The sequence below is a fragment of the Bacillus sp. K7 genome, assembly GCF_053903245.1.
In genome coordinates this window covers 2,487,091-2,509,399 of record NZ_CP096406.1, presented here as the reverse complement: position 1 = coordinate 2,509,399, position 22,309 = coordinate 2,487,091, and the positions used below count along the sequence as shown (strand labels likewise).

The window sequence follows — 22,309 nt, the reverse complement described above, 5'->3', positions numbered from 1 at the left end:
AAAAGGAGGTTAAGCTATGACTGCCGTAAATGATAAAATATCCAAAATCGTCAATGGCAAGCGTGTAATTACAAAAAAGCCGGAGCTTCTCGCACCCGCCGGTAATCTTGAAAAACTGAAAATCGCTGTTCATTACGGAGCGGACGCGGTCTTTATTGGAGGACAGGAATACGGTCTGCGCTCAAATGCCGATAACTTTACAATCGAAGAAATTGCAGAAGGCGTTGAATTCGCGAAACAATATGGCGCGAAGATCTACGTAACGACAAACATTTTTGCCCATAATGAAAACATGGACGGGCTTGAAGAATACTTGAAAGCACTTGGAGACGCCAACGTTGCCGGCATTATTGTGGCAGATCCGCTGATCATCGAAACATGCCGCAGAGTGGCCCCGAATGTTGAGGTGCACTTGAGCACGCAGCAGTCTCTTTCAAACTGGAAGGCTGTCCAGTTCTGGAAGGAAGAAGGTCTGGACCGCGTCGTGCTGGCACGTGAAACAAGCGCTCTTGAAATCAGAGAAATGAAAGAAAAGGTAGATATCGAAATCGAATCCTTTATTCACGGCGCGATGTGTATCGCATATTCCGGCCGCTGCGTGTTGAGCAATCACATGACGGCGCGGGATTCCAACCGCGGAGGCTGCTGCCAGTCATGCCGCTGGGATTATGATTTGTATCAAACTGACGGTGCCAATGCCGTTGCTTTGTATGGTGAAGAAGATGCGCCATTTGCGATGAGCCCGAAAGATTTGAAGCTGATTGAATCCATTCCGAAAATGATCGAAATGGGCATCGACAGCTTAAAGATTGAAGGACGCATGAAATCCATTCACTATGTAGCAACAGTTGTCAGCGTATACCGAAAAGTCATCGACGCTTATTGCGCTGATCCGGATCACTTTGTGATTCAAAAAGAATGGCTTGAAGAGCTTGATAAGTGCGCCAACCGGGACACTGCGACAGCTTTCTTTGAAGGAACGCCAGGCTATGAAGAGCAAATGTTCGGCGAGCACGGCAAAAAAACGACGTTTGATTTTGTCGGCTTAGTGCTGAATTATGATGAAGACACACAAATGGTTACGCTCCAACAGCGCAATTTCTTCAAAAAAGGCGACGAAGTGGAATTTTTCGGTCCGGAAATCGACAACTTTACACATACGATTGAAACCATTTGGGACGAAGACGGTAATGAGCTAGATGCTGCCCGCCATCCCCTGCAAATTGTCAAATTCAAACTAGACAAAAAGATTTATCCGAGCAACATGATGAGAAAGGGGAAGTAACAACCCATGGGTAAGAATCCAGTAGTCATTGGAATCGCAGGAGGTTCCGGTTCAGGAAAAACGAGTGTCACACGGTCCATTTATGAACAATTTAAAGGACACTCGATTTTAATGATCCAGCAAGACCTTTATTATAAAGACCAAAGCCATCTTCCATTTGAAGAAAGGCTGAACACAAACTATGATCATCCGCTTGCGTTTGATAATGACTATTTAATCGAGCATATTCAGGATCTATTGAATTACCGCGCGATTGAAAAGCCGATTTACGACTACAAGCTTCACACACGTTCAGAAGAAACGGTTCACGTAGAGCCAAAGGATGTTATTATCCTTGAAGGCATTCTTGTTCTTGAAGACAAAAGGCTCCGTGACCTGATGGATATCAAGCTTTACGTGGATACAGACGCCGACTTGCGTATCATCAGACGGATTATGAGAGATATTAATGAGCGCGGCCGCTCTATTGATTCTGTCATTGAACAGTATGTGTCAGTTGTCCGCCCGATGCATAACCAATTCGTTGAACCGACGAAACGATACGCTGATATTATTATCCCGGAAGGCGGACAGAATCACGTCGCAATTGATCTGATGGTCACGAAAATACAGACCATCCTTGAACAAAACGCGATTTTGTAATACCATAGCATAGACATAAATAACTCTGACCATATTATGTATAGGCAGGAAGGGGATGTGCGAATTCCCTTCTTTCCCTGTTTATAAACGCGAAATATTTGCAGATCGACAAGATTCAGTTTAAGATAAACAGTACCTATATGGGAGAGAAGAACGAGGACTGCCCTGTGTTCTCATTCTTGTATTTTTTAGTTTATGCTCTCATACATAATCGAAGATGTTGAGGGACAACCAGAAGGAGTGAAGGGACATGGCACAAGAGAAAGTTTTTCCTATGACTGAAGAAGGAAAACAAAAACTTGAACAAGAATTGGAATATTTGAAAACGGTTAAACGAAAAGAAGTAGTAGAGCGCATCAAAATTGCGAGAAGTTTCGGAGACCTTTCCGAGAACTCTGAATACGATTCAGCGAAAGAAGAGCAGGCATTCGTAGAGGGCCGTGTAACGACTCTTGAAAATATGATCCGCAACGCGAAAATCATTGAAGATGACGGCGGCTCTAACGTTGTCGGTTTGGGGAAAACCGTCACTTTCGTCGAATTGCCTGATGGTGAAGAAGAATCATATACCATCGTTGGAAGCGCTGAGGCTGATCCGTTTGAAGGGAAAATCTCAAACGATTCACCGATCGCAAAAAGCCTGCTGGGCAAAAAAGTAGATGATGAAGTCACAGTGCAAACACCGGGCGGAGAAATGCTCGTGAAAATTGTGAAAATTTCATAATATCCGTTTAGCAGAGAAACACCTCGTCCACAATGTGGGTGAGGTGTTTTTTTATGAAGATATCGAAACGAATGAAGCTGGCAGTCATCGCTTTTTTGATCGTGTTTTTTCTGCTGCTGCTGCGGCTGGCGGAAATCCAGCTGTTCTTCACTGAATCCTTTTCTAACAGGAAAATTAATTTGATCAAAGAAAGTGTGAAACAGCGAACGGAGGAAGTGCTCATTTCTGACGGAAGAGGTTCCTTTTTAGATCGAAACGGACAGGCGCTGACCGGCAAAAGCGAGCCTGCGGTTGTTTTGTTCCCTTTTCTGCTGACGCAGGATTGGCCGGTCAAAAAAGTTGCGGATATCCTCGGCATGTCTGAAGATGAATTGCGCCAGACGCTCACAAAGGCAAAAAAACCGGTCATATTGCGTCAAAGGAAAATCAAAACACTTTCGAAACAATCCATTACAAAAATCAATTCTTTGAAATATCCCGGCATTTACGGCGTATATATGGAGAATGAAGACAAGCCCAGCCTTGCTTCACATACGATAGGAAGCACAAATCAAGACCCGGCGCTTCTGCGGAGGAAATATCCCGAGCAGGATAACCTTCCGATTACAACGAAAATCGGAACAACCGGGTTAGAACGGACATTTGATGAGTTTTTGCTTCCAGAACAAGATACAAAACTTTTATATCATGTGGACGGAAGAGGAAACCCTTTGTTCGGCATGGACGTCAAATATACTGCTGAAGCCAATACGTTTTATCCGCTCCAGATCAAAACAACGATCGATCAAAGCATTCAAAAAGCGATGGAGGAAATATTGAATGAACAGGGGCTGAAAAAAGGAGGAGCTGTGCTTTTGGACATCGAAAATAGCAGTGTTCTGGGAATTGTAAGCAAACCGGACGCCGATGTCTCCCGGCAAAACACGCTTCAAAATTATATGCTGACGCCAATCTATCCCGGGTCTGTTTTTAAAACAGTCATTGCCGCGGCTGCGATTGAAAATGATACGGTGAAGCCGAGCCAATCCTTTAATTGCAATGTAAACCTGTACGGGGAACCGGGCGAAGACAAAGGAACCTTGTCTTTTGATGAAAGTTTTGCCCAGAGCTGCAATTACACATTTACGAGCCTTGCAGAACAATTAATGAGAAAAGACAATTCAGTTATTGAAGATATGGCAGAAAAGCTGACTCTCACAGATCGGGCAGGCTGGGAAGGAAAACTGTATCACGAAACACATTTCCGCCAGTTGTATAACGAAAAAAACGGCGTGATTTGGGGGGATGAAAAAGACAAATCAGTCAAAAAAGCCATTGCGCAAACAGCGATCGGGCAGAAAAATGTAAAGGTAACGCCGCTTCAGGTAGCGAATATGATGGCGACAATCGCCCGCGGAGGCGAAAAGCGGCAGGTGAAAATCGCTGAACAAATTGAATATAAAAATGGCACAACACTCGTCAAATTCAAGGACCAGAATCTAAAAGGAGAAACGATAGACAAATATACGGCACAGCAGCTTCAAAAAATGCTGCGGCGGGTGGTGGAATCTCCTTCAGGAACGGGCAGAAGGTTTCAGGATCTTCCGTATACTGTAGCAGGGAAGTCAGGCACAGCCCAGACAGGCAAGCTGTCAAAAGAGAAAAAAACGCTCTATGAAAAATGGTTTGCCGGATATTTTCCCGCGGATAAGCCGAAATACGCTCTTGTCGTTTTACACATGGATACGCCCGAGGATAAGGCTCTGACAAATTCCTTGTTTTATGATATTGTTAAAAAAGTACACGAAATTGAAATCAATCAGAAATAGAACAACTTCTCAGCACATGGTAAAATGTATGCTGAGCCAAGAGGGATAAAGGAGTGCAGAAGTATTGAGCAATAATCAATCTCGTTATGAAAACCGTGATAAGCGCAGGAAAACGAATTTAGTGCTTAACATTTTAATCGCAATTGTATCCATACTAATCGTCGTGGTAGCAGCTAATCTCTTCATTAACAGTCCTTCTAGCAAAGATGTCAGCAAGGATTCTGAAACGGCGCAAAAACAGGAATCTCCGGCTTCAGGAAAGACGGAAAAGAAATCGGATGAAGATATAAAAGACAGCAAGAAAGATACATCTGACAGCGAAAAGGATGCTGAGAAGTCCTCAGATTCAGATTCGGATGCCAAAAAAGATGATTCTTCTAAAGATGATGACTCAGATTCAGACTCAGATTCAGATGATCCGCTTAAAGACGCAAAAGTAACAGAAGGCGGCTCATCAAGCGATGTGGAAAAAACGTATGAAAATCCTGACTGGAAAGCAGTTGGAACTGAGCAAACGGGCGAGCATGCCGCGACTTATGATTCAAGCTCACAAGACTGGGCTGAGATGCTGAAAGCCATATCATATGCGACTGGTGTCTCAACAGATAACATGACGGTGCTCTGGCTCGGAAATAACGGCAGCCCTCAGGATGCCAAAGGTAAGATTTTAGACAAGACGACTGGAGATAAATATCAAGTCACGATTACATGGGTTGATGACAAAGGCTGGAAGCCAACAAAAGTAGAAAAACTAAAATAACAAAGCAGCCGGTTTAGAGCCGGCTGCTTTTGTTTTAGGCTTCAGCTGCGAAATGAACTACCGCGCTGTACAAAATCCTTCCGTCTGCCACAGCGGTTTGGTGTGAAACAGATTTTACCCGTAGCATGATTGCTTTATTGTTTTCAATTTGCGTATTGATTTTCTTTTCAAGCTCCTGCAATGAAGCCGCTTCGAAAAATTCCACTTTGTCTTTTATCAAATCTAATTGAAAATTCATCTCTCGACCCTCCAGCTTTCACAAGTCATATGAAGTATAAGCTTTTTTGCGGGTAACGCGCAATATAGATGGCATAAAATACACAAAGTGTTTTAGTACCTGCTTTCCAGAAGATGTGGTATGATAGGAACTGTTCCATCATTAATTCATAGTATACTTATAGGAATAATTAAATATGGAGTGTGAAAAATATGGGACGTGAATTTATTCCTCTCTTTGAAGATTGGGCAGCAACTTATGATCAAACAGTACAAGGTTTTGATATACAGTATAAAGAAGCGTTCAGAGGCTACGATGATATCCTTCATGCCATCGTCAGCAAATCTGGAACGCATGTGTTAGAATTTGGCCCGGGGACGGGGAATTTGACATCCAAGCTGCTGGATGGGGGTAAATCTGTATTTGGAATTGAACCCTCAGCCGCAATGCGCAAATTGGCTTCTGACAAGCTTTCAGGCAGGGCGGAAATCGTTGACGGAGACTTCCTGGCATTTCCCGAGCCGCCATTTCAGGCTGACACAATTGTCAGTTCGTATGCGTTTCATCATTTGACTGACGAAGAAAAGCGGGCTGCCATAAAGCAATATGGCAAATACCTTCACTTGCATGATAGAATAGTGTTTGCCGATACCGTCTTTGAAGATGTGCAAGCATATGAACAGGCTATTGATAAAGCCCGTTCTCAAGGCTTCTACCATCTGGCAAATGATTTAGAGACGGAGCATTATCCCACATTGGATGCGTTGAAAGAGATGTTTACAGCTGAAGGTTTTGCAGTCCAATTCACTCAGCAAAACGACTTCGTGTGGATAATGGAGGCCATCAAACGGTAAAGTGAAGGGAATGTGGATAGATGAAACTAGCAGTCATCGGAGCAATGGAAGAGGAAGTTACCATCCTAAGAAGCAAACTTGAACATACAAAAACAGAAACAATCGCACACTGTGAATTTACAACAGGCGAATATGAAGGAACTGAAGTGATTCTTTTAAAATCAGGAATTGGAAAAGTAAATGCTGCCATCAGCACAACGCTTTTGCTTGACCGTTACAAGCCTGATTATGTGATTAACACAGGCTCAGCGGGCGGATTTCATCATACACTGAATGTAGGAGATGTCGTCATTTCTACTGACGTTCGCCACCATGATGTAGATGTAACAGCCTTTGACTATGAATACGGCCAGGTGCCGGGTCTTCCGGCTGCTTATGCGGCAGATGAAAAGCTGATCAGCATCACGGAAGAAACGATTTCTGAACTCGACGGCGTTCAAGTTGCAAAAGGAACGATCGCAACAGGCGATTCTTTCATGAACGATCCGAAGCGGGTTGAAGAAGTGCGTAAGAGATTTTCTGATCTGTACGCGGTTGAAATGGAGGCTGCGGCAGTGGCTCAAGTATGCCATCAATTTAAAACGCCGTTTGTTGTGATCAGAGCGTTATCAGATATCGCAGGAAAAGAATCACATGTATCATTTGACCAATTTTTAGAGCAGGCGGCTGTCAATTCAACAGAGCTTGTGTTAAAGGTGATTAAGCGAATTCATTAAAAACAGGGGAGCGTTCTCCTCTGTTTTTTCTAAAAACAACCTCTATCAAGGAGGAGGACATATATGGCTGTTATAACGGACATCACCGAGCTGATTGGAAACACACCGCTTCTCCGCCTGAAAAACTTTGATGTTCCTGAAGGAGTCACAGTGTATGCCAAGCTTGAAATGATGAATCCCGGCGGAAGCATCAAAGACAGACTGGGAGATATGCTGATCCGTGACGCGCTGGAGTCAGGTAGGGTGAAACCCGGCGGAGTCATTATAGAAGCTACGGCAGGCAATACAGGGATCGGCCTTGCACTGAGTGCCAGAAAATATGGAGTACAAGCGATTTTCTGTGTTCCTGAACATTTCAGCACAGAGAAACAGCAAATTATGCAAGCGCTTGGCGCATCGATCATTCATACTCCGCGTCAAGACGGAATGCAGGGAGCCATTCAAAAAGCCATTCAGCTGGAGACAGAAATTAAAAATTCTTATTGTGTTTTGCAATTTGAAAACCAAGTAAATCCATCGACTTACTATAAGACGCTTGGGCCTGAAATATGGGAAGCGCTTGACGGCAAGATTCATACGTTTGTCGCGGGGGCAGGATCAGGGGGCACATTCGCAGGAACTGCTTCCTTCTTAAAGGAAAGAAATCCGGCAGTGAAAACAGTGATTGTCGAACCGGAGGGCTCCATTTTAAACGGAGGAGAGCCCCATGCTCATAAAACAGAAGGCATCGGCATGGAGTTTATCCCCGGCTATATGAATGAAAGCCATTTTGATGAGATCTACACCGTCACAGATGGGGATGCGTTTAGACTTGTGAAAGAAGCGGCAGAAAAAGAAGGCCTGCTGATCGGAAGCTCTTCAGGTGCAGCGCTATATGCAGCATTGGAGGAGGCGAAAAAAGCGTCCGTAGGAACAAACATCGTCACCGTATTTCCTGACAGCAGCGACCGGTATATCAGCAAACAAATATACGAAGGAGGCATCTGATATGAAGAAAAAAACATTGATGATTCACGGCGGAATCACAGGTGATGAAAAAACAGGCGCTGTGTCCGTACCTATTTATCAAGTGAGTACGTACAAGCAGCCGAAAGCAGGGCAGCATACCGGCTACGAATATTCAAGAACGGCCAATCCGACAAGAGCCGCTCTCGAAGCCCTAGTGACAGAGTTGGAAGGCGGGGAAGCAGGCTATGCGTTCAGTTCGGGAATGGCTGCCATTACGGCGGTTATGATGCTGTTTAACAGCGGAGATCATGTTATTCTGACTGATGATGTGTACGGCGGAACATATCGCGTGATGACAAAGGTGCTCAATCGCCTTGGCATTGAATCAACATTTGTCGATACAAGCAGCAGAGAAGAAGTTGAAAAAGCCATTCGTCCTAACACAAAAGCCATTTATATTGAGACACCGACAAACCCGCTGCTCAAAATCACCGACTTGGCGCTCATGGCTGATCTGGCAAAAAAATCCGGTGTGTTGCTTATCGTAGACAATACCTTTAACACTCCTTATTTTCAGCAGCCGCTTACTTTAGGCGCTGATATCGTGCTTCACAGTGCGACAAAATATCTTGGCGGACACAGTGATGTCGTTGGCGGGTTAGTTGTGACATCTTCTAAAGAGCTTGGAGAAGAGCTGCATTTTGTGCAAAACTCCACAGGCGGCGTTCTTGGTCCTCAAGATTCCTGGCTGTTAATGAGGGGAATCAAAACATTGGGTCTCAGAATGGAAGCGATCGATCAAAATGCGCGGAAGATCGCACGTTTTCTTGAGAATCATCCTGGTGTCCAAACGTTATATTATCCCGGCTCTTCAAACCATCCCGGACACGAGCTTGCAAAAGCTCAAGGGTCTGGATTCGGCGGCATGATCTCCTTTGATATCGGCAGTGAAGAGCGTGTTGATGCATTTTTGGGGAATCTGACACTGTTTACCATTGCTGAAAGCCTGGGCGCGGTGGAAAGCTTAATTTCTGTTCCGGCAAGAATGACTCATGCTTCTATTCCGAGAGAACGCAGGCTTGAACTCGGCATTACAGATGGCTTGATCAGAATTTCTGTAGGGATTGAAGATGCAGAAGATTTGCTGGAAGATATCGAGCAAGCACTTAAAAATTTATAACAAATGGATACAATTACTTTCTCTGTAAGCCGCCAGATTATATTATAATAGTCGTATACTATGAATCTGGCAGGTGATTCTTTTGAATAAAAATAGAATGAAATCTTTAACAGAAGATTACAAGCATTTTGCTTTTACATTGCTTGCAGTCAGCACTTTTATATATATAGGCGCAGTCCTCCCCGATCAGGGTTTAACGTTAGGCCAAAAATCGATGATGTTTTTAGCGGATTGCGTATTTTTAGCCGGTGCCTTCTTTTGTGTGGACCGTTCATTGATTTATAAGAAGCGTTTGGAAGAAGCCGACGAATAAAAAAGCAGCTTTCATTTAGAAATGGGCGGTATCCAATTAAGGGCGAACGTATCGCCTCGGTGTATGAAAGAAAACACCAAGCTAAGAGAATAAAAGGTATAGAAACGAGTTAGGGAGTAACCATGGGGTTGCTCCTCTTTTTTTTCTATAAAAGAATTGCGGTGTGTTCGATTGATTTAGATCAAATGGTTTCATCTTCATTAGGTCATGCAGCAGTTGAGTTAGGTAATTTTAAAATGGCATAACTCGGCTCCTTATTGTGTTTTTTTGTTGAAAATGCAACAAAGATACGATATATTTAATGCAATGGCATTTTTGTTGCATTTGCAATAAAATATGTATTGGGGAGACTATTCTTTGAAATCGTAATGATTGCTAGGGCATTAGGATTCTACAAGCAATTTAAAGGATCTGGTAGGAATAGGCGAAAACCCAGGAATTCAAGAAAAGTTGGCTGAAATGATACAAGTAGTTCGAACAACAGCAACTCGTGCAATTATGTTAAAAAGAAAGAAGACAAAGCTAACAAACTGGATGTCCATCTATAAAAGAGAACATGATGAATCATCAAATGAAATCGCATGAACAGGATTTTCTGAAAGTGAAGAAAAAAGAGAAACAAGAAACATTATGAATCTAAAGGGGTGACTGAGTAACATGGCGATAAAAGTAAAAAAGTGCACACTTGAACATTTATGTGAACTTCAACAAATTGGTTATGAAACATTTAATGAGACATTTAAGCATCAGAATTCACCTGAAAATATGGAAGCTTATTTGGAAAAGGCTTTTCACCTAGAACAAATTGAAAAAGAAGTAGCTAATACGTCTTCACACTTCTTTTTGGTTTATGTTGATAACGAAGTTGCAGGCTATTTGAAGGTCAATACCGACGATGCGCAGTCTGAGGAGATGGGGGATGAATCTCTAGAGATCGAAAGGATTTATATAAAAAACAAGTTTCAAAAACTTGGGCTTGGCACATATCTGTTACATCATGCAATAGATATGGCCATGGAACATCATAAAAAGAAAATCTGGCTGGGTGTATGGGAGAAAAACGAACATGCTCTTGCGTTTTATAAGAAAATGGGATTTGTTCAAACAGGGGCCCACGCTTTTTATATGGGTGATGAGGAACAAGTAGACTTTATAATGGTCAAAACCCTAGTATAACTACTATGGATAGGAGAGGCAGATATGTATATTCCGCGATATTTTAAGGTCACTAATGTTGATGAAATATGGGAATTTGTTCGAGAACATGCTTTTGGCACGATCGTCACAACAAAACAGGGGAAACCCATAGCCACTCATTTGCCATTGCAATTAACGAAGGAAGGAGACACTTACTATATAACGGGGCATATCGCTTATGGAAACCCTCAATGGAGGACATTAGAAACGTGTGAAGCTGTACTGGTGATGTTCCAAGGGCCGCACGCTTATATCTCCTCTTCATGGTATAAGCAGGAAAACGTGCCGACATGGAACTATCAAGCTGTACATGTTTATGGCAAAGCCAGTATTTTAAACGAAGAAGAGTTAAAGCAAGACCTGACAATGTTGCTGCAAAAGTACGAAAAACATCGTGAGAATCCAGTTTTATGGGATACGCTTTCACCTCAATTATTAGAAAAAGAACTTAAAGGGATTGTTGGATTTAAGATGAAAGTGCAGGAAGTTCAAGCTGCCGATAAATTAAGTCAAAATCGTAAAGATGAGGACTATCAAAACATCGTGAGTAAACTCTATGAAGAAAAGGATATGGATTCTCAGCAAATGGCACAGTTGATGGAGAGAAGCTTCAAAAAGGACAAATAAGTGTTAGGTTTCATTTTAAAGATTGAAAATACGAAAATGTAAAGAGTCTTTCAGTAAAATTTTGATACATAGACGTGAATTGACATCATTGCTTCGGATAGAATAGCCATAATAAATCCTTCAAACGGTCAGTATGAAACGTTTGAAGGATTTTTTCATCGGGAAAATGAAAAGCAAAAAACATCTAAGAAACCAACGATGGCTATTTTATTTTTCCTGCAGTTCTTTTCCCATACCTTTTAAAAACTGAAGGCCAAAGCCGACGGCTCTGTTGATATCAGGATCGTTCATTGCTTTGAGAAGGTCGAGAATCCCGACCTTCTTGTCTTCTTTTAAAAAGCTTTGCGCTTGTTCGGTACCAGCCATTACGCTTTCTAAAAGCTTTCCTGTAAACTCAGGATCTGCTTTTGTCAATGCGCCTCCAGCGGCCATCATTGTGTTGATGAGGTTGGTGACAGGCTCACGCGAAACTTGGCCAAGCGCAATCTTGGCGATGTCTTCTTTCGCTCTTAACATGCTTGTTGCTGCGTCAAAAATGCCAAGTTCATTAAGTTCATTCATTAACGTCATCGTTTTAGAGACGGCGTCCTCGTTTTCCGCCAGCAGCTCTTTTAGCTCTTCTATTTTTTCAAGCTTGATTTGCTCTGCGGTTTTTGTTTCTTTTTTGATCGTCGTAATTGGAGCGGCCATTCGTTTTCCTCCTCTCGTTTAATCTGTCAGATGGACATAACCCGGACGGTTCCATTTTCTTTCTGCTTCGACCCCATTTTGCGGGTGCCGTTTTTTGTTGCGCGGATTTGTTTTCGGAAGCGGCGCTGTTTCGCAGCCCCCTAGCACCTCCATGCGGACCTTCGTCTGTTTATAAGCAGGCGTGTTCGTCCGTTTATCAGCTGCAGGCCCTGTCAGGAAGTTAATCGCTGACTCCTTGTCTGTTGAGTTCATTGGCAGATAAAGTTCATTTTTCCGTACACGGTCTGTGATCAGCGCGTTTAATTTGACTGCACCGAACGGAGAAACGAGCCGTACAAGCGAACCGTCACACACACCTCGCTCTTGTGCGAGCTCAGGCGAGATTTCAACAAATACATTCGGCACTTTTGCCTGAATGCCTTTCGATTTATTTGTCATGTTTCCTTCGTGAAAATGCTCCAGCATCCGTCCGTTATTGATATGAAGATCATATTCCTCCGGAAATGCCGCTGGCTCAGTCCAATCAGAAAGGGCAAAGCGGGCTTTTTTGTCAGGGAAATGAAATCCGTCTTCATACAGAAGCGGAGTGCTTTCACCTGAGAAGCTGCCCCATAGGAAGCTGTTCCAGCCTTCAAGCACCTCATAGCTTGCTTTGCTAAACAGAGGGGAAAGACTCGCCATTTCTGAGAAAATGTCACTAGGATGGCTGTAATTCCAGTTCGCTCCTAAGCGGTTTGCCACCTCTTGAATAATCCACCAATCCGGTTTCGCATCACCTAGCGTCGGAAGCGCCTGATATAATCGCTGCACGCGGCGTTCTGTATTTGTAAATGTGCCGTCTTTCTCAAGTGAAGGAGTAGCCGGCAAGACGACATCGGCATATTGAGCTGTTCTTGACAGGAAGATGTCCTGAACCACGAAGAAATCAAGGCTTGATAAAATTTCATGCACGTGGTTCGCGTTTGAATCGACAAGCGCCATATCCTCGCCGACAAGATACATCGCCTTCATTTTTCCTTCTTCAATGGAATGAAGCATTTGGATATTATCTAAACCCGGCTTGCCGTCAATTTCGACACCATAAGCCTCTTCAAATTTAGCACGGGCATTGTCATCTGTAATATGCTGATATCCAGGCAGCCAGCCAGGAAGTGTTCCCATATCGCAAGCGCCTTGAACGTTATTATGTCCGCGCAGAGGATAAGCGCCGGCACCCGGACGGCGATAGTTGCCCGTAGCGAGTAGCAGGTTTGATATTGCTGCTGACGTATCAGAACCGCCTGTATTTTGTGTGACACCCATTCCCCAAAGGACACAAGTGCCGTCAGCGTCACGAATCATTTCGGCAATTCGAATGATGTTTTCTTTTGAAAGGCCTGTGATGCGTTCTGCATAATCAAGTGTATAGGTGTTAAGCGTTTCTTTATAATCTTCAAAGTAATTTACGTTCTCATCAATAAATGCCTGATCGTGCCAGCCTTGGTCGATCATATATTTTGTAACAGCCATCAGCCAAACTTGGTCTGTACCTTGTTTAGGGCTGATGAACAGGTCTGACCGCTCAGCCATTTCATTTTTACGCAGGTCGGCAACAATCAGTTTTTGGCCATGGAGCTTGTGCGCCCGTTTGACACGTGTTGCAAGCACAGGGTGTCCTTCCGCCGGATTGGCACCGACAATGATGACGAGCCCCGCTTTGGCAATATCTTTAATCGTGCCGGCGTCGCCGCCCATCCCGACAGTGCGGAACAATCCGTCTGTAGCAGGAGACTGGCAGTAGCGTGAGCAGTTATCGACGTCGTTTGTTTCAAATACCTGACGCGCTAACTTTTGAATGGCATAGTTTTCTTCATTCGTAATCTTAGAAGAAGAAATAAATCCGACAGAACCTTTGCCGTACTGCTCCTTAATTGATCCTAATCTGCTTGCGACAAGATCGAGGGCTTCTTCCCAAGAAGATTCAACAAAAGCCCCATTTTTACGGATTAAAGGCTTTGTGATCCGCTCTTCAGAATTGACGAAATCCCAGCCGAATTTTCCTTTGACACATGTAGAAATCGCGTTAACCGGAGCGTCAGAAACAGGCTGGATCTTTAAAATATCCCGTCCTTTTGTCCATACTTCAAAAGAACATCCGACACCGCAGAACGTACATACCGTTTTTGTTTTTTTCGTTCTCGTTTCACGCATAGCCGCTTCGACTTCAGAAATGGCAAAAATGCTGCCGTAATCGGGTTCAACGTTTTTTACGAGATCAATCATCGGTTCCATGACATCCTCTTTGATGCCTGTCATAAAGCCAGCCTGCCCGAGCATTGATTTTTCCATCAGCGCATTACATGGGCATACGGTGACACACTGGCCGCAGCTGACACAAGAAGATTCATTGATTGAAACTCCCTCATCCCATATGACACGAGGACGTTCACGTTCCCAGTCGATTGAGAGTGTTTCATTTACCTGAAGGTTTTGACATACTTCAACACACTGGCCGCAGGCGATACATTGGTTTGGATCATAACGGTAAAACGGATGAGACATATCAACAGCGCAAGACGGATCTTCTTTTGGCGTGTATGGGTATTTTTGATGCTCGATCCCCATCATTTCCGCTGTGTTGTGCAGTGTACAGTTCCCATTGTTGTTATCACAAACTGTACAATACAGCAAATGATTTTCAAGAAGGCGATCCATCGCTTCGGTTTGCGCTTCTTTCACCCGATTTCCCGAAAGATCAATTGACATTCCGTTTTCTGCGATAGTAGAGCATGAACGAACCAGCTTGCCGTTGGCCTCTACAATGCAAGTATCACAAGTTTGAATCGGGTCAACCTCTGGAACGTGGCAAATCTGCGGGTACTCAATCTTGTGTTCATTTAAAATATCTAAAATTGTGGCCCCTGCTCGTGCTTGAATTTCTGTTCCGTCTACACGGACACTGATCGACTTAACGTCCATCATATTCATATTCCCCTCCATCTTTCTTTCAAGAAGTCAAAAAAAGCCATGTATAGATACACCTGCCCTTAATGCTAAGAAGGTGTAAACACACATGGCGGAATAGTTCACTAGCAAGTCTTACTAACAGACCAATCCTTGATTTTTATAAACCGATAGACTCATAACAAGATCCTATTACAAATCCATCAACACTGCTTTTATTATAAAGTGATATTTATTATAATACAATATAGCAGGAAAATTTTAACCAAGTGAAATGTCCTGAGGGGAACCGGGAAAAGCCTTACGAGGCAATATCGGAAGGGGTAATCAGCGTGTCTAAAAAAATTCATGAGTTCAATGATATTATTCGAAAACTTCGCAAAGAATTGTTCGGCAAAGGGCCTGAACGGATACATACTGTATTTGTGGAAAACATGGCGGTCTCAACACTGTACGGAAATCTGAGTGCAAGCGAGCAGTTTATCGCCCGCACACCTGAAGGCAGAGAAATGGTGCATGCGGCCCGGACAAGCCTGATTCAAGATCTGTATTCCAAACAAACGCCGGAAGGAATGGAGGAGCTGATCGGGGCTAAGCTAGTCCATTTGTTTTCTGATATAAAAATTGAGGAAAATATCGCTGTATCTGTGTTTGTCTTTGATCAAAAAATAGATGATCAAAAAGAAGCGGTGCAAAGCTAGCACATTTGTCGTTGACACATTTTTGTCACATTTGATATGATGTGGCTACAGTTATAGAAGGCAAAAACAATGGAATGTATGCACGAACTGTATATATTCTCTTTCAATATCTCAATTCTGCTTGATATTGTTGTATGGGTATGCATACAAGTTAGGCAGCATTCGAACGCCTGGTTGACAGGTTATTTGAGTGCTGCCTTTTTTTATTGCCTTTCTGCCATAACTGAGAAAAGAAGAAATAATGGAGGGTTTTAGTATGGGTTTTCGGAAACCGGATGAAATAGCGGATGCAGCAATTGAAGCAGGGGCGAAAAAAGTAAAGCTCCCGCTGCCGTCTCTGCTTGTATTGGGGTTTTTAGGCGGCGCATTTATCGCGCTCGGGTACTTGCTTGATATCAGGGTAATCGGTGATTTGCCGAAAGAATGGGGAAGCCTGTCCAGCCTTATCGGAGCTGCGGTATTTCCTGTCGGCCTGATCCTTGTGGTGCTCGCTGGCGCTGAATTGATAACAGGGAATATGATGTCCGTTGCGATGGCTTTATTTTCGAGAAAAATATCACTAAAAGAATTGGCGGTTAACTGGGGAATCATCACGATTATGAACTTAATCGGCGCCTTGTTTGTTGCTTACTTTTTCGGGCATTTGGTTGGGCTGACTGAAACAGGCCCTTATTTAGAAAAAACAATCGCTATTGCGCAAGGAAAGCTCGATATGAGCTTCGGCAAGGTTCTTATATCCGGCATCGGATGTAACTGGCTTGTATGTCTCGCAGTGTGGCTTTCTTTCGGGGCACAAGATGGAGCAGGAAAAATCCTTGGCATTTGGTTCCCTATTATGGCTTTTGTGGCAATCGGATTTCAGCACGTTGTCGCCAATATGTTTGTGATTCCAGCAGCCATTTTTGCAGGCTCGTTCACGTGGGAGCAGTTTATCGGAAACATCATTCCGGCTTTTATCGGCAATGTCATCGGCGGAGCCGTGTTTGTCGGTCTCATTTATTTTATTGGATATCACAAGAAAGACCGCTCCAGAAAAGAAATGAAGCAGGTCTCATAAAAAAGGGGCAAATCCACTTGATGAATCGCACAATTTCCGTCCATTTTTAGAAAAAGATGTTTACAAAATGGAATTTGGTGGATATACTTACAAAGGAAGAAAAAAGCAAAGGAGGCTGAACAAAATGACAATGAGACAGCGACGTCAACCTGTACGTGATACACAAGGAAAAGTTCATGGTTCATTCAGCCTGTGGAAGAGTTCGTGTCCTTCCTTAACCGATGCTTATCGCACGCATTAAATTCGGAATAGACGGACATACGCAACTCCCCGCAGGCAGTAGAGGCATTGGTGTCTTCTTTTGTCTGCGGTTTTTATTTGCCCGCGGCAGAAGGAATGATGCCGGGGGTTATTTCGCTTGAAGCGGATTTGAAAGGGGGTGAGCGATATGACGATTAACCTATTCTTTTTAACGTTAACGATTAACAAACGGTTTAAAAGCCCGGAAGAATTCGAACGAGAACAGCAGATTGAGCAGATCTACGGTGAAATGAAAGAGTCTCAGTTAAAGCATCTTTATTTAACAAACTGGCGCTAAAAGCAATGAAAAACTGAAGGGGGAGATGACAAATGCTTAGAATGGAATTATTGATGCATTATACAATGGAGAAGGACCAAGTTTAGCGAAACAGCTGTCAAGAAAATGCCGGCCTGCATATGATAAATCAACGTTACGGTAAGGCAGGTGATGGCATGATGGGCGATTATCAAAAAAGGCTGCCGTCGATAGGCCATGGTTATGCGTCCATGCCGCATTCCTTCAAACATGGTTATGGAAATCCATTCCGCCAGCAGAGGCTGATGGCCATGCAGCAGCAAAGGTTGTATGTATTCCCTTATTATTGGGGCTAGAAAGAGGGCAGAAAACATGTTGTTTTCTGCTTTTTTTGCGGGAAAAAATGAAAAAGTTCAGTTCAGTTGAAACATTTTTAAACACATTGCCGTCTAGTTGATACCTTCATTCCCATTTGGAAATGAAGGGGATGTTTATTTTTAAAATATAATAAATAAACATAGGAAACCAAAAGCAGGTGTTTAAAATGCTAGAAAATAGACTCTATAAACGAACGAATCTTTTCACATTATTTTCTCGGAAATATAAGCAGGCCAAAACAATTGAGCATATGATGATTGACTTTATAGACATACAAGGAAATGACAGAATTTTAGAAATTGGAACCGGAAATGGCACTCTCTTTAAGAACATAACCGAGAAACTAGAAAAGGGAAGCCTAAAAAGCATTGACCCTTCTAAGCGAAAGGTAAGGAACATATCACGGGCGAATCGAAAGAACATGGGGACAGGGGAGATTATTCATGGCCATCCTGAGAACATTCCCTTTGATGACCGTACCTTTAATAAAGTGTTTTCGTTACATACGGTTCAGAGCTGCACTGATATGAGGCTTGCATTAAGGGAAATTTACCGTGTGCTTCAGATTGACGGCCGATTTTTCATCAATATTGATACAAATACCGGTGAAAAAGAGAAAAAGTATATTCAATTGCTGAAAGACCAGCATTTCAGGGATCTTTGTGTCATTAGGCGTGATTCCTGCCTTTGCATTGTGGCTGTTAAATAAAATCATTTCTCGGGAAATATATCCAGATCCTTCATTTTGGGATTTGGGTATATTTTCTTAATTTTTTATTTTTTGCATATACTTTATATTAAAAAAAGTTTTTTTCTTATAAACTGATAACATAAGAAAGAGTAAAGAGGTGATATCAGCCAGATCGGACATTATGATGAACAAGCGGAATGAATATTCATTCCGCTAAAATGGGGGTTGTAAGATTACATGTTATCCGCATCCAGCAGTAAGTACGACATGATTATGAAAGCATCGGTTTCATTATTTACGGAAAGAGGATTTAACGCTACTACTATCCCTATGATAGCTGAACGGGCTCATGTGGGGACAGGAACGATCTACCGCTATTTTGACAGTAAAGAAACGCTCGTCAACGTATTGTTTCAAGAAAGCATCCAGCGCTTTATGGAAAAGCTGAAGCAAGATTTTTCGGAATTGCCTGTCAGAGAAGGCTTTCACCACGTATTTTGCTGTCTCGTTCAATTTACGAAAGAGAGTGATTATGCGCTGTTTTTTCTTGATACGAAGAAAGATGCTCACTACTTAAATGCGACAAGCAGAACCATGATAGAACATCTGACTCAAATGCTTGATGACTATTTTAATAAGGGAAAAGCGGAAGGTGTCATTCGCAGCCTGCCCTCAAACGTGTTAATTGCGATTGTGTTAGGGGCGTTTCTCAAGATATATCAGCTTGTCCAAACGGGTGATATAAAGATGGACACTGATTTAATGACTGAGTTGGAACAATGCTGCTGGGACGCCATTAAGCTTCATTCATGTACTTCATAAAAAAAGAAAGGAAGATGTTGATGAAACAGGCAAGCGCAATACCTCAGCCCAAAACATACGGACCTTTAAAAAATCTTCCGCATCTGGAAAAAGAGCAGCTATCTCAATCTTTATGGCGATTAGCTGATGAATTAGGGCCGATTTTCCGATTTGAATTTCCTGGTGTTTCCAGTGTTTTTGTATCCGGTCACAGTCTTGTGGCTGAAGTGTGTGATGAAAGCCGCTTTGACAAAAACCTTGGCAAAGGCTTGCTAAAGGTGCGAGAGTTTGGCGGAGACGGTTTATTTACAAGCTGGACGCATGAGCCGAACTGGCAAAAAGCCCACCGCATTTTGCTGCCGAGTTTCAGTCAAAAAGCGATGAAAGGCTATCATTCTATGATGCTGGATATCGCAACCCAACTGATTCAAAAATGGAGCCGCCTTAATCCCAATGAAGAAATTGATGTAGCGGATGACATGACCCGTCTGACCCTTGATACGATCGGATTATGCGGGTTTAATTATCGTTTCAACAGCTTTTACCGTGATTCTCAGCATCCGTTTATCACCAGTATGCTCCGTGCCTTAAAAGAGGCGATGAACCAATCGAAAAGACTGGGTTTGCAAGATAAGATGATGGTGAAAACGAAGCTGCAGTTCCAAAAGGATATAGAAGTCATGAACGCACTTGTCGATCGAATGATAGCGGAGCGAAAAGAGAACCCGGATGAAAACATTAAGGATCTTTTATCACTTATGCTTTATGCCAAAGATCCAGTAACAGGTGAAACGCTGGATGATGAAAACATTAGATACCAGATCATCACATTTTTGATTGCAGGCCATGAAACAACAAGCGGTTTGCTATCCTTTGCGATCTACTGTCTGCTCACACATCCGGAAAAACTGAAAAAAGCCCAAGAGGAAGCGGATCGCGTGTTAACGGATGACACGCCGGAATATAGACAAATCCAGCAGCTGACATACATTCGGATGGTTTTAAATGAAACGCTAAGACTGTATCCAACAGCTCCGGCCTTTTCACTCTACGCGAAGGACGATACTGTTCTAGGCGGAGAATATCCGATCAGCAAAGGGCAGCCCGTTACTGTTTTGATTCCGAAACTGCACAGGGATCAAAACGCTTGGGGCGAGGATGCGGAAGAGTTTCGTCCGGAACGCTTTGAAGACTCTTCACGTATTCCTCACCACGCGTATAAGCCGTTTGGAAACGGACAGCGCGCTTGTATCGGCATGCAGTTTGCTCTCCAAGAAGCGACGATGGTTCTCGGTCTTGTATTGAAGCATTTTGAATTGATAAACCATACTGGATACGAGCTGAGGATCAAAGAGGCATTAACGATTAAGCCGGATGAATTTAAAATCACGGTGAAACCGCGGAAACGAGCAGCAATCCATGTACAGAGAAAAGAACAGGCTGACATCAAAACAGAAACGAAGCCAAAAGAATCAAAACCTAAACACGGCACACCTTTGCTTGTTCTTTACGGTTCAAATTTGGGGACAGCGGAAGGAATAGCCGGTGAACTGGCTGCTTACGGCCGCCAGATGGGCTTTACAGCTGCAACCGCTCCGCTTGACGATTATATTGGCAAGCTGCCAGAACAAGGCGCAGTCGTCATCGTTACGGCTTCTTATAATGGGACGCCGCCAGATAATGCAGCCGGCTTTGTAGAGTGGCTGGAGGAGCTTGAGGAAGGGCGGTTGAAAGGTGTTTCCTATGCGGTATTCGGCTGCGGAAACCGGAGCTGGGCCAGCACGTATCAGCGGGTTCCCCGATTGATAGATGACATGATGAAAGCAAAGGGGGCAACGCGTTTAACAGCGATCGGGGAAGGCGATGCTGCCGATGATTTTGAAAGCCATCGCGAGTCTTGGGAAAATCGCTTCTGGAAGGAAACGATGGACGCATTTGATATCAACGAAATATCTCAGAAAGAAGACGGGCCTTCATTATCGATTACTTTTCTCAGTGAAGCGACAGACACGCCGCTTGCCAAAGCATATGGCGCGTTTGAAGGGATTGTCTTAGAGAACCGGGAGCTCCAGACAGCAGAAAGCCCGCGTTCGACACGCCATATTGAATTGCAAATTCCTGATGCCAAAACCTATCAAGAAGGCGATCATATCGGAATATTGCCGAAAAACAGCCGGGAGCTTGTTCAGCGGGTTCTCAGCCGATTCGGTTTGGAAGCCAATCATGTCATAAAAATGAGCGGAAGCCCCCATATGGCTCATCTTCCGATGGAACGGCCGATCAAAGTGGCGGATGTATTGGCATCCTATGTGGAGCTGCAAGACCCTGCTTCAAGGCATCAGATTAGGGAACTTGCTTCTTATACAGTCTGTCCGCCGCATAAAAAAGAGCTGGAACAGCTCATTTCAGATGATGGCACTTACAAAGAGCAGGTGCTGGAAAAAAGACTCACCATGCTGGATCTTTTAGAGGATTATCCTGCCTGTGAAATGCCGTTTGAACGGTTTTTAGAACTTTTGCCATCATTAAAACCAAGATATTATTCCGTCTCAAGCTCACCGAAAGCCCATTCCAATATTGTAAGCGTGACAGTAGGTATTGTTAAGGCCTCAGCATGGAGCGGGCGAGGCGAATACAAAGGCGTCGCCTCTAATTATTTAGCAGAGTTGAATACAGGTGATGCAGCAGCCTGTTTCATCCGTACGCCGCAATCCGGATTTCAGATGCCGGACGACCCTGAAACACCTATGATTATGGTTGGGCCGGGTACAGGAATTGCGCCATTCAGGGGCTTTATTCAGGCAAGATCTGTCTTGAAGAAGGAAGGAAGCACGCTTGGCGAAGCTATTTTATACTTCGGCTGCCGGCGCCCTGATCATGACGATCTATACAGAGAAGAGCTGGATCAAGCGGAACAGGATGGTATTGTCACCATCCGCCGATGCTACTCACGCGTCGAAAACGAACCAAAAGGATATGTCCAGCATCTGCTCAAACAAGATACGCAGAAATTGATAGCACTCATTGAAAAAGGGGCGCACATATACGTATGCGGTGATGGATCTCAAATGGCTCCTGATGTAGAAAATACGCTGCGTCTGGTGTATGAAGCTGAAAAAGGAGCGAGCCGGGAAGAATCAGCTGAATGGCTGCAGAAGCTGCAAAACCAAAAACGATATGTGAAAGACGTTTGGACAGGAATGTAAAAAAAATCCCGCCAATCAGATTGGCGGGATTGCTTTGCATGTGAGAAAACCGGCACGATAATGAAATCTACTGAA

Annotated in this window: 22 protein-coding genes; 19 read left to right on the top strand and 3 right to left on the bottom strand. The window is 43.5% G+C overall.

Translation table 11 applies throughout. The annotated features are described in order from the left end of the window. Positions 1 to 16 precede the first annotated feature (16 nt). The 5 genes from M1D98_RS12880 (at position 17) to M1D98_RS12860 (ending at position 5,219) form a co-directional block, all read left to right on the top strand. Positions 17 to 1,285 (top strand): peptidase U32 family protein, encoded by a 1,269-nt coding sequence (locus M1D98_RS12880; RefSeq protein WP_010330986.1) that lies wholly within the window; start codon positions 17 to 19, stop codon positions 1,283 to 1,285. Positions 1,286 to 1,291: 6 nt separating this feature from the next. Then, entirely contained in the window at positions 1,292 to 1,927 is a 636-nt protein-coding gene (gene udk, locus M1D98_RS12875; protein WP_039074602.1) for a uridine kinase, read from the top strand. A gap of 250 nt (positions 1,928 to 2,177) precedes the next feature. Then, positions 2,178 to 2,651, top strand: a complete 474-nt coding sequence (greA, locus tag M1D98_RS12870) for a transcription elongation factor GreA (protein ID WP_010327863.1) — start codon at positions 2,178 to 2,180, stop codon at positions 2,649 to 2,651. A 53-nt stretch (positions 2,652 to 2,704) separates the two neighbouring features. Next, positions 2,705 to 4,459 (top strand): peptidoglycan D,D-transpeptidase FtsI family protein, encoded by a 1,755-nt coding sequence (locus M1D98_RS12865; protein WP_121642971.1) that lies wholly within the window; start codon positions 2,705 to 2,707, stop codon positions 4,457 to 4,459. Positions 4,460 to 4,523: 64 nt separating this feature from the next. Next, positions 4,524 to 5,219, top strand: coding sequence for a YrrS family protein (locus tag M1D98_RS12860; protein ID WP_121642970.1), 696 nt, complete (start codon positions 4,524 to 4,526; stop codon positions 5,217 to 5,219). Positions 5,220 to 5,253: 34 nt separating this feature from the next. Here M1D98_RS12860 and M1D98_RS12855 read toward each other — a convergent pair whose 3' ends face one another. Next, positions 5,254 to 5,457, bottom strand: a complete 204-nt coding sequence (locus tag M1D98_RS12855) for a YrzA family protein (RefSeq protein WP_003225924.1) — start codon at positions 5,455 to 5,457, stop codon at positions 5,254 to 5,256. 191 nt (positions 5,458 to 5,648) lie between these two features. Between M1D98_RS12855 and M1D98_RS12850 the strand changes: the two genes are divergently transcribed. The 7 genes from M1D98_RS12850 (at position 5,649) to M1D98_RS12820 (ending at position 11,271) form a co-directional block, all read left to right on the top strand. Further along, positions 5,649 to 6,290 carry a class I SAM-dependent methyltransferase gene (locus M1D98_RS12850; protein WP_121642969.1) on the top strand — a complete coding sequence of 214 codons (642 nt, stop codon included), beginning with the start codon at positions 5,649 to 5,651 and terminating at the stop codon, positions 6,288 to 6,290. A gap of 20 nt (positions 6,291 to 6,310) precedes the next feature. Further along, positions 6,311 to 7,006 carry a 5'-methylthioadenosine/S-adenosylhomocysteine nucleosidase gene (mtnN, locus tag M1D98_RS12845; RefSeq protein WP_121642968.1) on the top strand — a complete coding sequence of 232 codons (696 nt, stop codon included), beginning with the start codon at positions 6,311 to 6,313 and terminating at the stop codon, positions 7,004 to 7,006. A 63-nt stretch (positions 7,007 to 7,069) separates the two neighbouring features. Continuing rightward, positions 7,070 to 7,993: an O-acetylserine dependent cystathionine beta-synthase gene (locus M1D98_RS12840; RefSeq protein WP_121642967.1), complete on the top strand. Its 924-nt coding sequence runs from the start codon at positions 7,070 to 7,072 to the stop codon at positions 7,991 to 7,993. Position 7,994: 1 nt separating this feature from the next. Next, the gene (locus M1D98_RS12835; RefSeq protein ID WP_039074596.1) at positions 7,995 to 9,134 is read left to right on the top strand and encodes a bifunctional cystathionine gamma-lyase/homocysteine desulfhydrase; all 1,140 of its coding nucleotides are present in this window, start codon (positions 7,995 to 7,997) and stop codon (positions 9,132 to 9,134) included. 82 nt (positions 9,135 to 9,216) lie between these two features. After that, a complete protein-coding gene (locus M1D98_RS12830; RefSeq protein ID WP_010327855.1) occupies positions 9,217 to 9,447 on the top strand; it encodes a YrhC family protein in 231 nt (76 codons plus the stop codon). 657 nt (positions 9,448 to 10,104) lie between these two features. After that, positions 10,105 to 10,623 carry a GNAT family N-acetyltransferase gene (locus M1D98_RS12825; protein WP_121642966.1) on the top strand — a complete coding sequence of 173 codons (519 nt, stop codon included), beginning with the start codon at positions 10,105 to 10,107 and terminating at the stop codon, positions 10,621 to 10,623. A 24-nt stretch (positions 10,624 to 10,647) separates the two neighbouring features. Next, a complete protein-coding gene (locus M1D98_RS12820; protein ID WP_010327853.1) occupies positions 10,648 to 11,271 on the top strand; it encodes an FMN-binding negative transcriptional regulator in 624 nt (207 codons plus the stop codon). Between the two features lie 207 nt (positions 11,272 to 11,478). Here M1D98_RS12820 and M1D98_RS12815 read toward each other — a convergent pair whose 3' ends face one another. Then, on the bottom strand, positions 11,479 to 11,961 hold the full coding sequence (locus tag M1D98_RS12815) for a DUF1641 domain-containing protein (protein ID WP_010327852.1): 483 nt from the start codon (positions 11,959 to 11,961) through the stop codon (positions 11,479 to 11,481). 18 nt (positions 11,962 to 11,979) lie between these two features. Further along, positions 11,980 to 14,922, bottom strand: a complete 2,943-nt coding sequence (gene fdhF, locus M1D98_RS12810; RefSeq protein ID WP_121643759.1) for a formate dehydrogenase subunit alpha — start codon at positions 14,920 to 14,922, stop codon at positions 11,980 to 11,982. Between the two features lie 314 nt (positions 14,923 to 15,236). Here fdhF and M1D98_RS12805 point away from each other — a divergent pair, with 314 nt between their 5' ends. The 7 genes from M1D98_RS12805 to cypB all read left to right on the top strand — a co-directional run bounded on the left by M1D98_RS12805 (position 15,237) and on the right by cypB (position 22,234). Then, on the top strand, positions 15,237 to 15,605 hold the full coding sequence (locus tag M1D98_RS12805) for a DUF2294 domain-containing protein (protein ID WP_010327850.1): 369 nt from the start codon (positions 15,237 to 15,239) through the stop codon (positions 15,603 to 15,605). Positions 15,606 to 15,861: 256 nt separating this feature from the next. Continuing rightward, positions 15,862 to 16,662: a formate/nitrite transporter family protein gene (locus M1D98_RS12800; RefSeq protein WP_121642965.1), complete on the top strand. Its 801-nt coding sequence runs from the start codon at positions 15,862 to 15,864 to the stop codon at positions 16,660 to 16,662. Between the two features lie 388 nt (positions 16,663 to 17,050). Beyond that, positions 17,051 to 17,200, top strand: a complete 150-nt coding sequence (locus M1D98_RS12795; protein ID WP_010327846.1) for a YrzI family small protein — start codon at positions 17,051 to 17,053, stop codon at positions 17,198 to 17,200. 158 nt (positions 17,201 to 17,358) lie between these two features. Next, the gene (locus tag M1D98_RS12790) at positions 17,359 to 17,514 is read left to right on the top strand and encodes a hypothetical protein (protein ID WP_338021076.1); all 156 of its coding nucleotides are present in this window, start codon (positions 17,359 to 17,361) and stop codon (positions 17,512 to 17,514) included. Positions 17,515 to 17,702: 188 nt separating this feature from the next. Then, complete coding sequence (locus M1D98_RS12785; protein ID WP_121642963.1) at positions 17,703 to 18,245, top strand: class I SAM-dependent methyltransferase; 543 nt, start codon at positions 17,703 to 17,705, stop codon at positions 18,243 to 18,245. A gap of 219 nt (positions 18,246 to 18,464) precedes the next feature. Further along, the gene (gene fatR / locus M1D98_RS12780) at positions 18,465 to 19,049 is read left to right on the top strand and encodes a transcriptional regulator FatR (protein WP_010327844.1); all 585 of its coding nucleotides are present in this window, start codon (positions 18,465 to 18,467) and stop codon (positions 19,047 to 19,049) included. A gap of 20 nt (positions 19,050 to 19,069) precedes the next feature. Continuing rightward, a complete protein-coding gene (gene cypB / locus M1D98_RS12775; protein WP_456279626.1) occupies positions 19,070 to 22,234 on the top strand; it encodes a bifunctional cytochrome P450/NADPH--P450 reductase CypB in 3,165 nt (1,054 codons plus the stop codon). Positions 22,235 to 22,309 lie beyond the last annotated feature (75 nt).

Coding starts and splice junctions, on each gene's coding strand:
- M1D98_RS12880 (WP_010330986.1), top strand. CDS start 17: ATGACTGCCGTAAATGATAAAATATCCAAAATCGTCAATGGCAAGCGT.
- udk (WP_039074602.1), top strand. CDS start 1,292: ATGGGTAAGAATCCAGTAGTCATTGGAATCGCAGGAGGTTCCGGTTCA.
- greA (WP_010327863.1), top strand. CDS start 2,178: ATGGCACAAGAGAAAGTTTTTCCTATGACTGAAGAAGGAAAACAAAAA.
- M1D98_RS12865 (WP_121642971.1), top strand. CDS start 2,705: ATGAAGATATCGAAACGAATGAAGCTGGCAGTCATCGCTTTTTTGATC.
- M1D98_RS12855 (WP_003225924.1), bottom strand. CDS start 5,457: ATGAATTTTCAATTAGATTTGATAAAAGACAAAGTGGAATTTTTCGAA.
- M1D98_RS12850 (WP_121642969.1), top strand. CDS start 5,649: ATGGGACGTGAATTTATTCCTCTCTTTGAAGATTGGGCAGCAACTTAT.
- mtnN (WP_121642968.1), top strand. CDS start 6,311: ATGAAACTAGCAGTCATCGGAGCAATGGAAGAGGAAGTTACCATCCTA.
- M1D98_RS12840 (WP_121642967.1), top strand. CDS start 7,070: ATGGCTGTTATAACGGACATCACCGAGCTGATTGGAAACACACCGCTT.
- M1D98_RS12835 (WP_039074596.1), top strand. CDS start 7,995: ATGAAGAAAAAAACATTGATGATTCACGGCGGAATCACAGGTGATGAA.
- M1D98_RS12825 (WP_121642966.1), top strand. CDS start 10,105: ATGGCGATAAAAGTAAAAAAGTGCACACTTGAACATTTATGTGAACTT.
- M1D98_RS12820 (WP_010327853.1), top strand. CDS start 10,648: ATGTATATTCCGCGATATTTTAAGGTCACTAATGTTGATGAAATATGG.
- M1D98_RS12815 (WP_010327852.1), bottom strand. CDS start 11,961: ATGGCCGCTCCAATTACGACGATCAAAAAAGAAACAAAAACCGCAGAG.
- fdhF (WP_121643759.1), bottom strand. CDS start 14,922: ATGATGGACGTTAAGTCGATCAGTGTCCGTGTAGACGGAACAGAAATT.
- M1D98_RS12800 (WP_121642965.1), top strand. CDS start 15,862: ATGGGTTTTCGGAAACCGGATGAAATAGCGGATGCAGCAATTGAAGCA.
- M1D98_RS12795 (WP_010327846.1), top strand. CDS start 17,051: ATGACGATTAACCTATTCTTTTTAACGTTAACGATTAACAAACGGTTT.
- M1D98_RS12790 (WP_338021076.1), top strand. CDS start 17,359: ATGGGCGATTATCAAAAAAGGCTGCCGTCGATAGGCCATGGTTATGCG.
- M1D98_RS12785 (WP_121642963.1), top strand. CDS start 17,703: ATGCTAGAAAATAGACTCTATAAACGAACGAATCTTTTCACATTATTT.
- fatR (WP_010327844.1), top strand. CDS start 18,465: ATGTTATCCGCATCCAGCAGTAAGTACGACATGATTATGAAAGCATCG.
- cypB (WP_456279626.1), top strand. CDS start 19,070: ATGAAACAGGCAAGCGCAATACCTCAGCCCAAAACATACGGACCTTTA.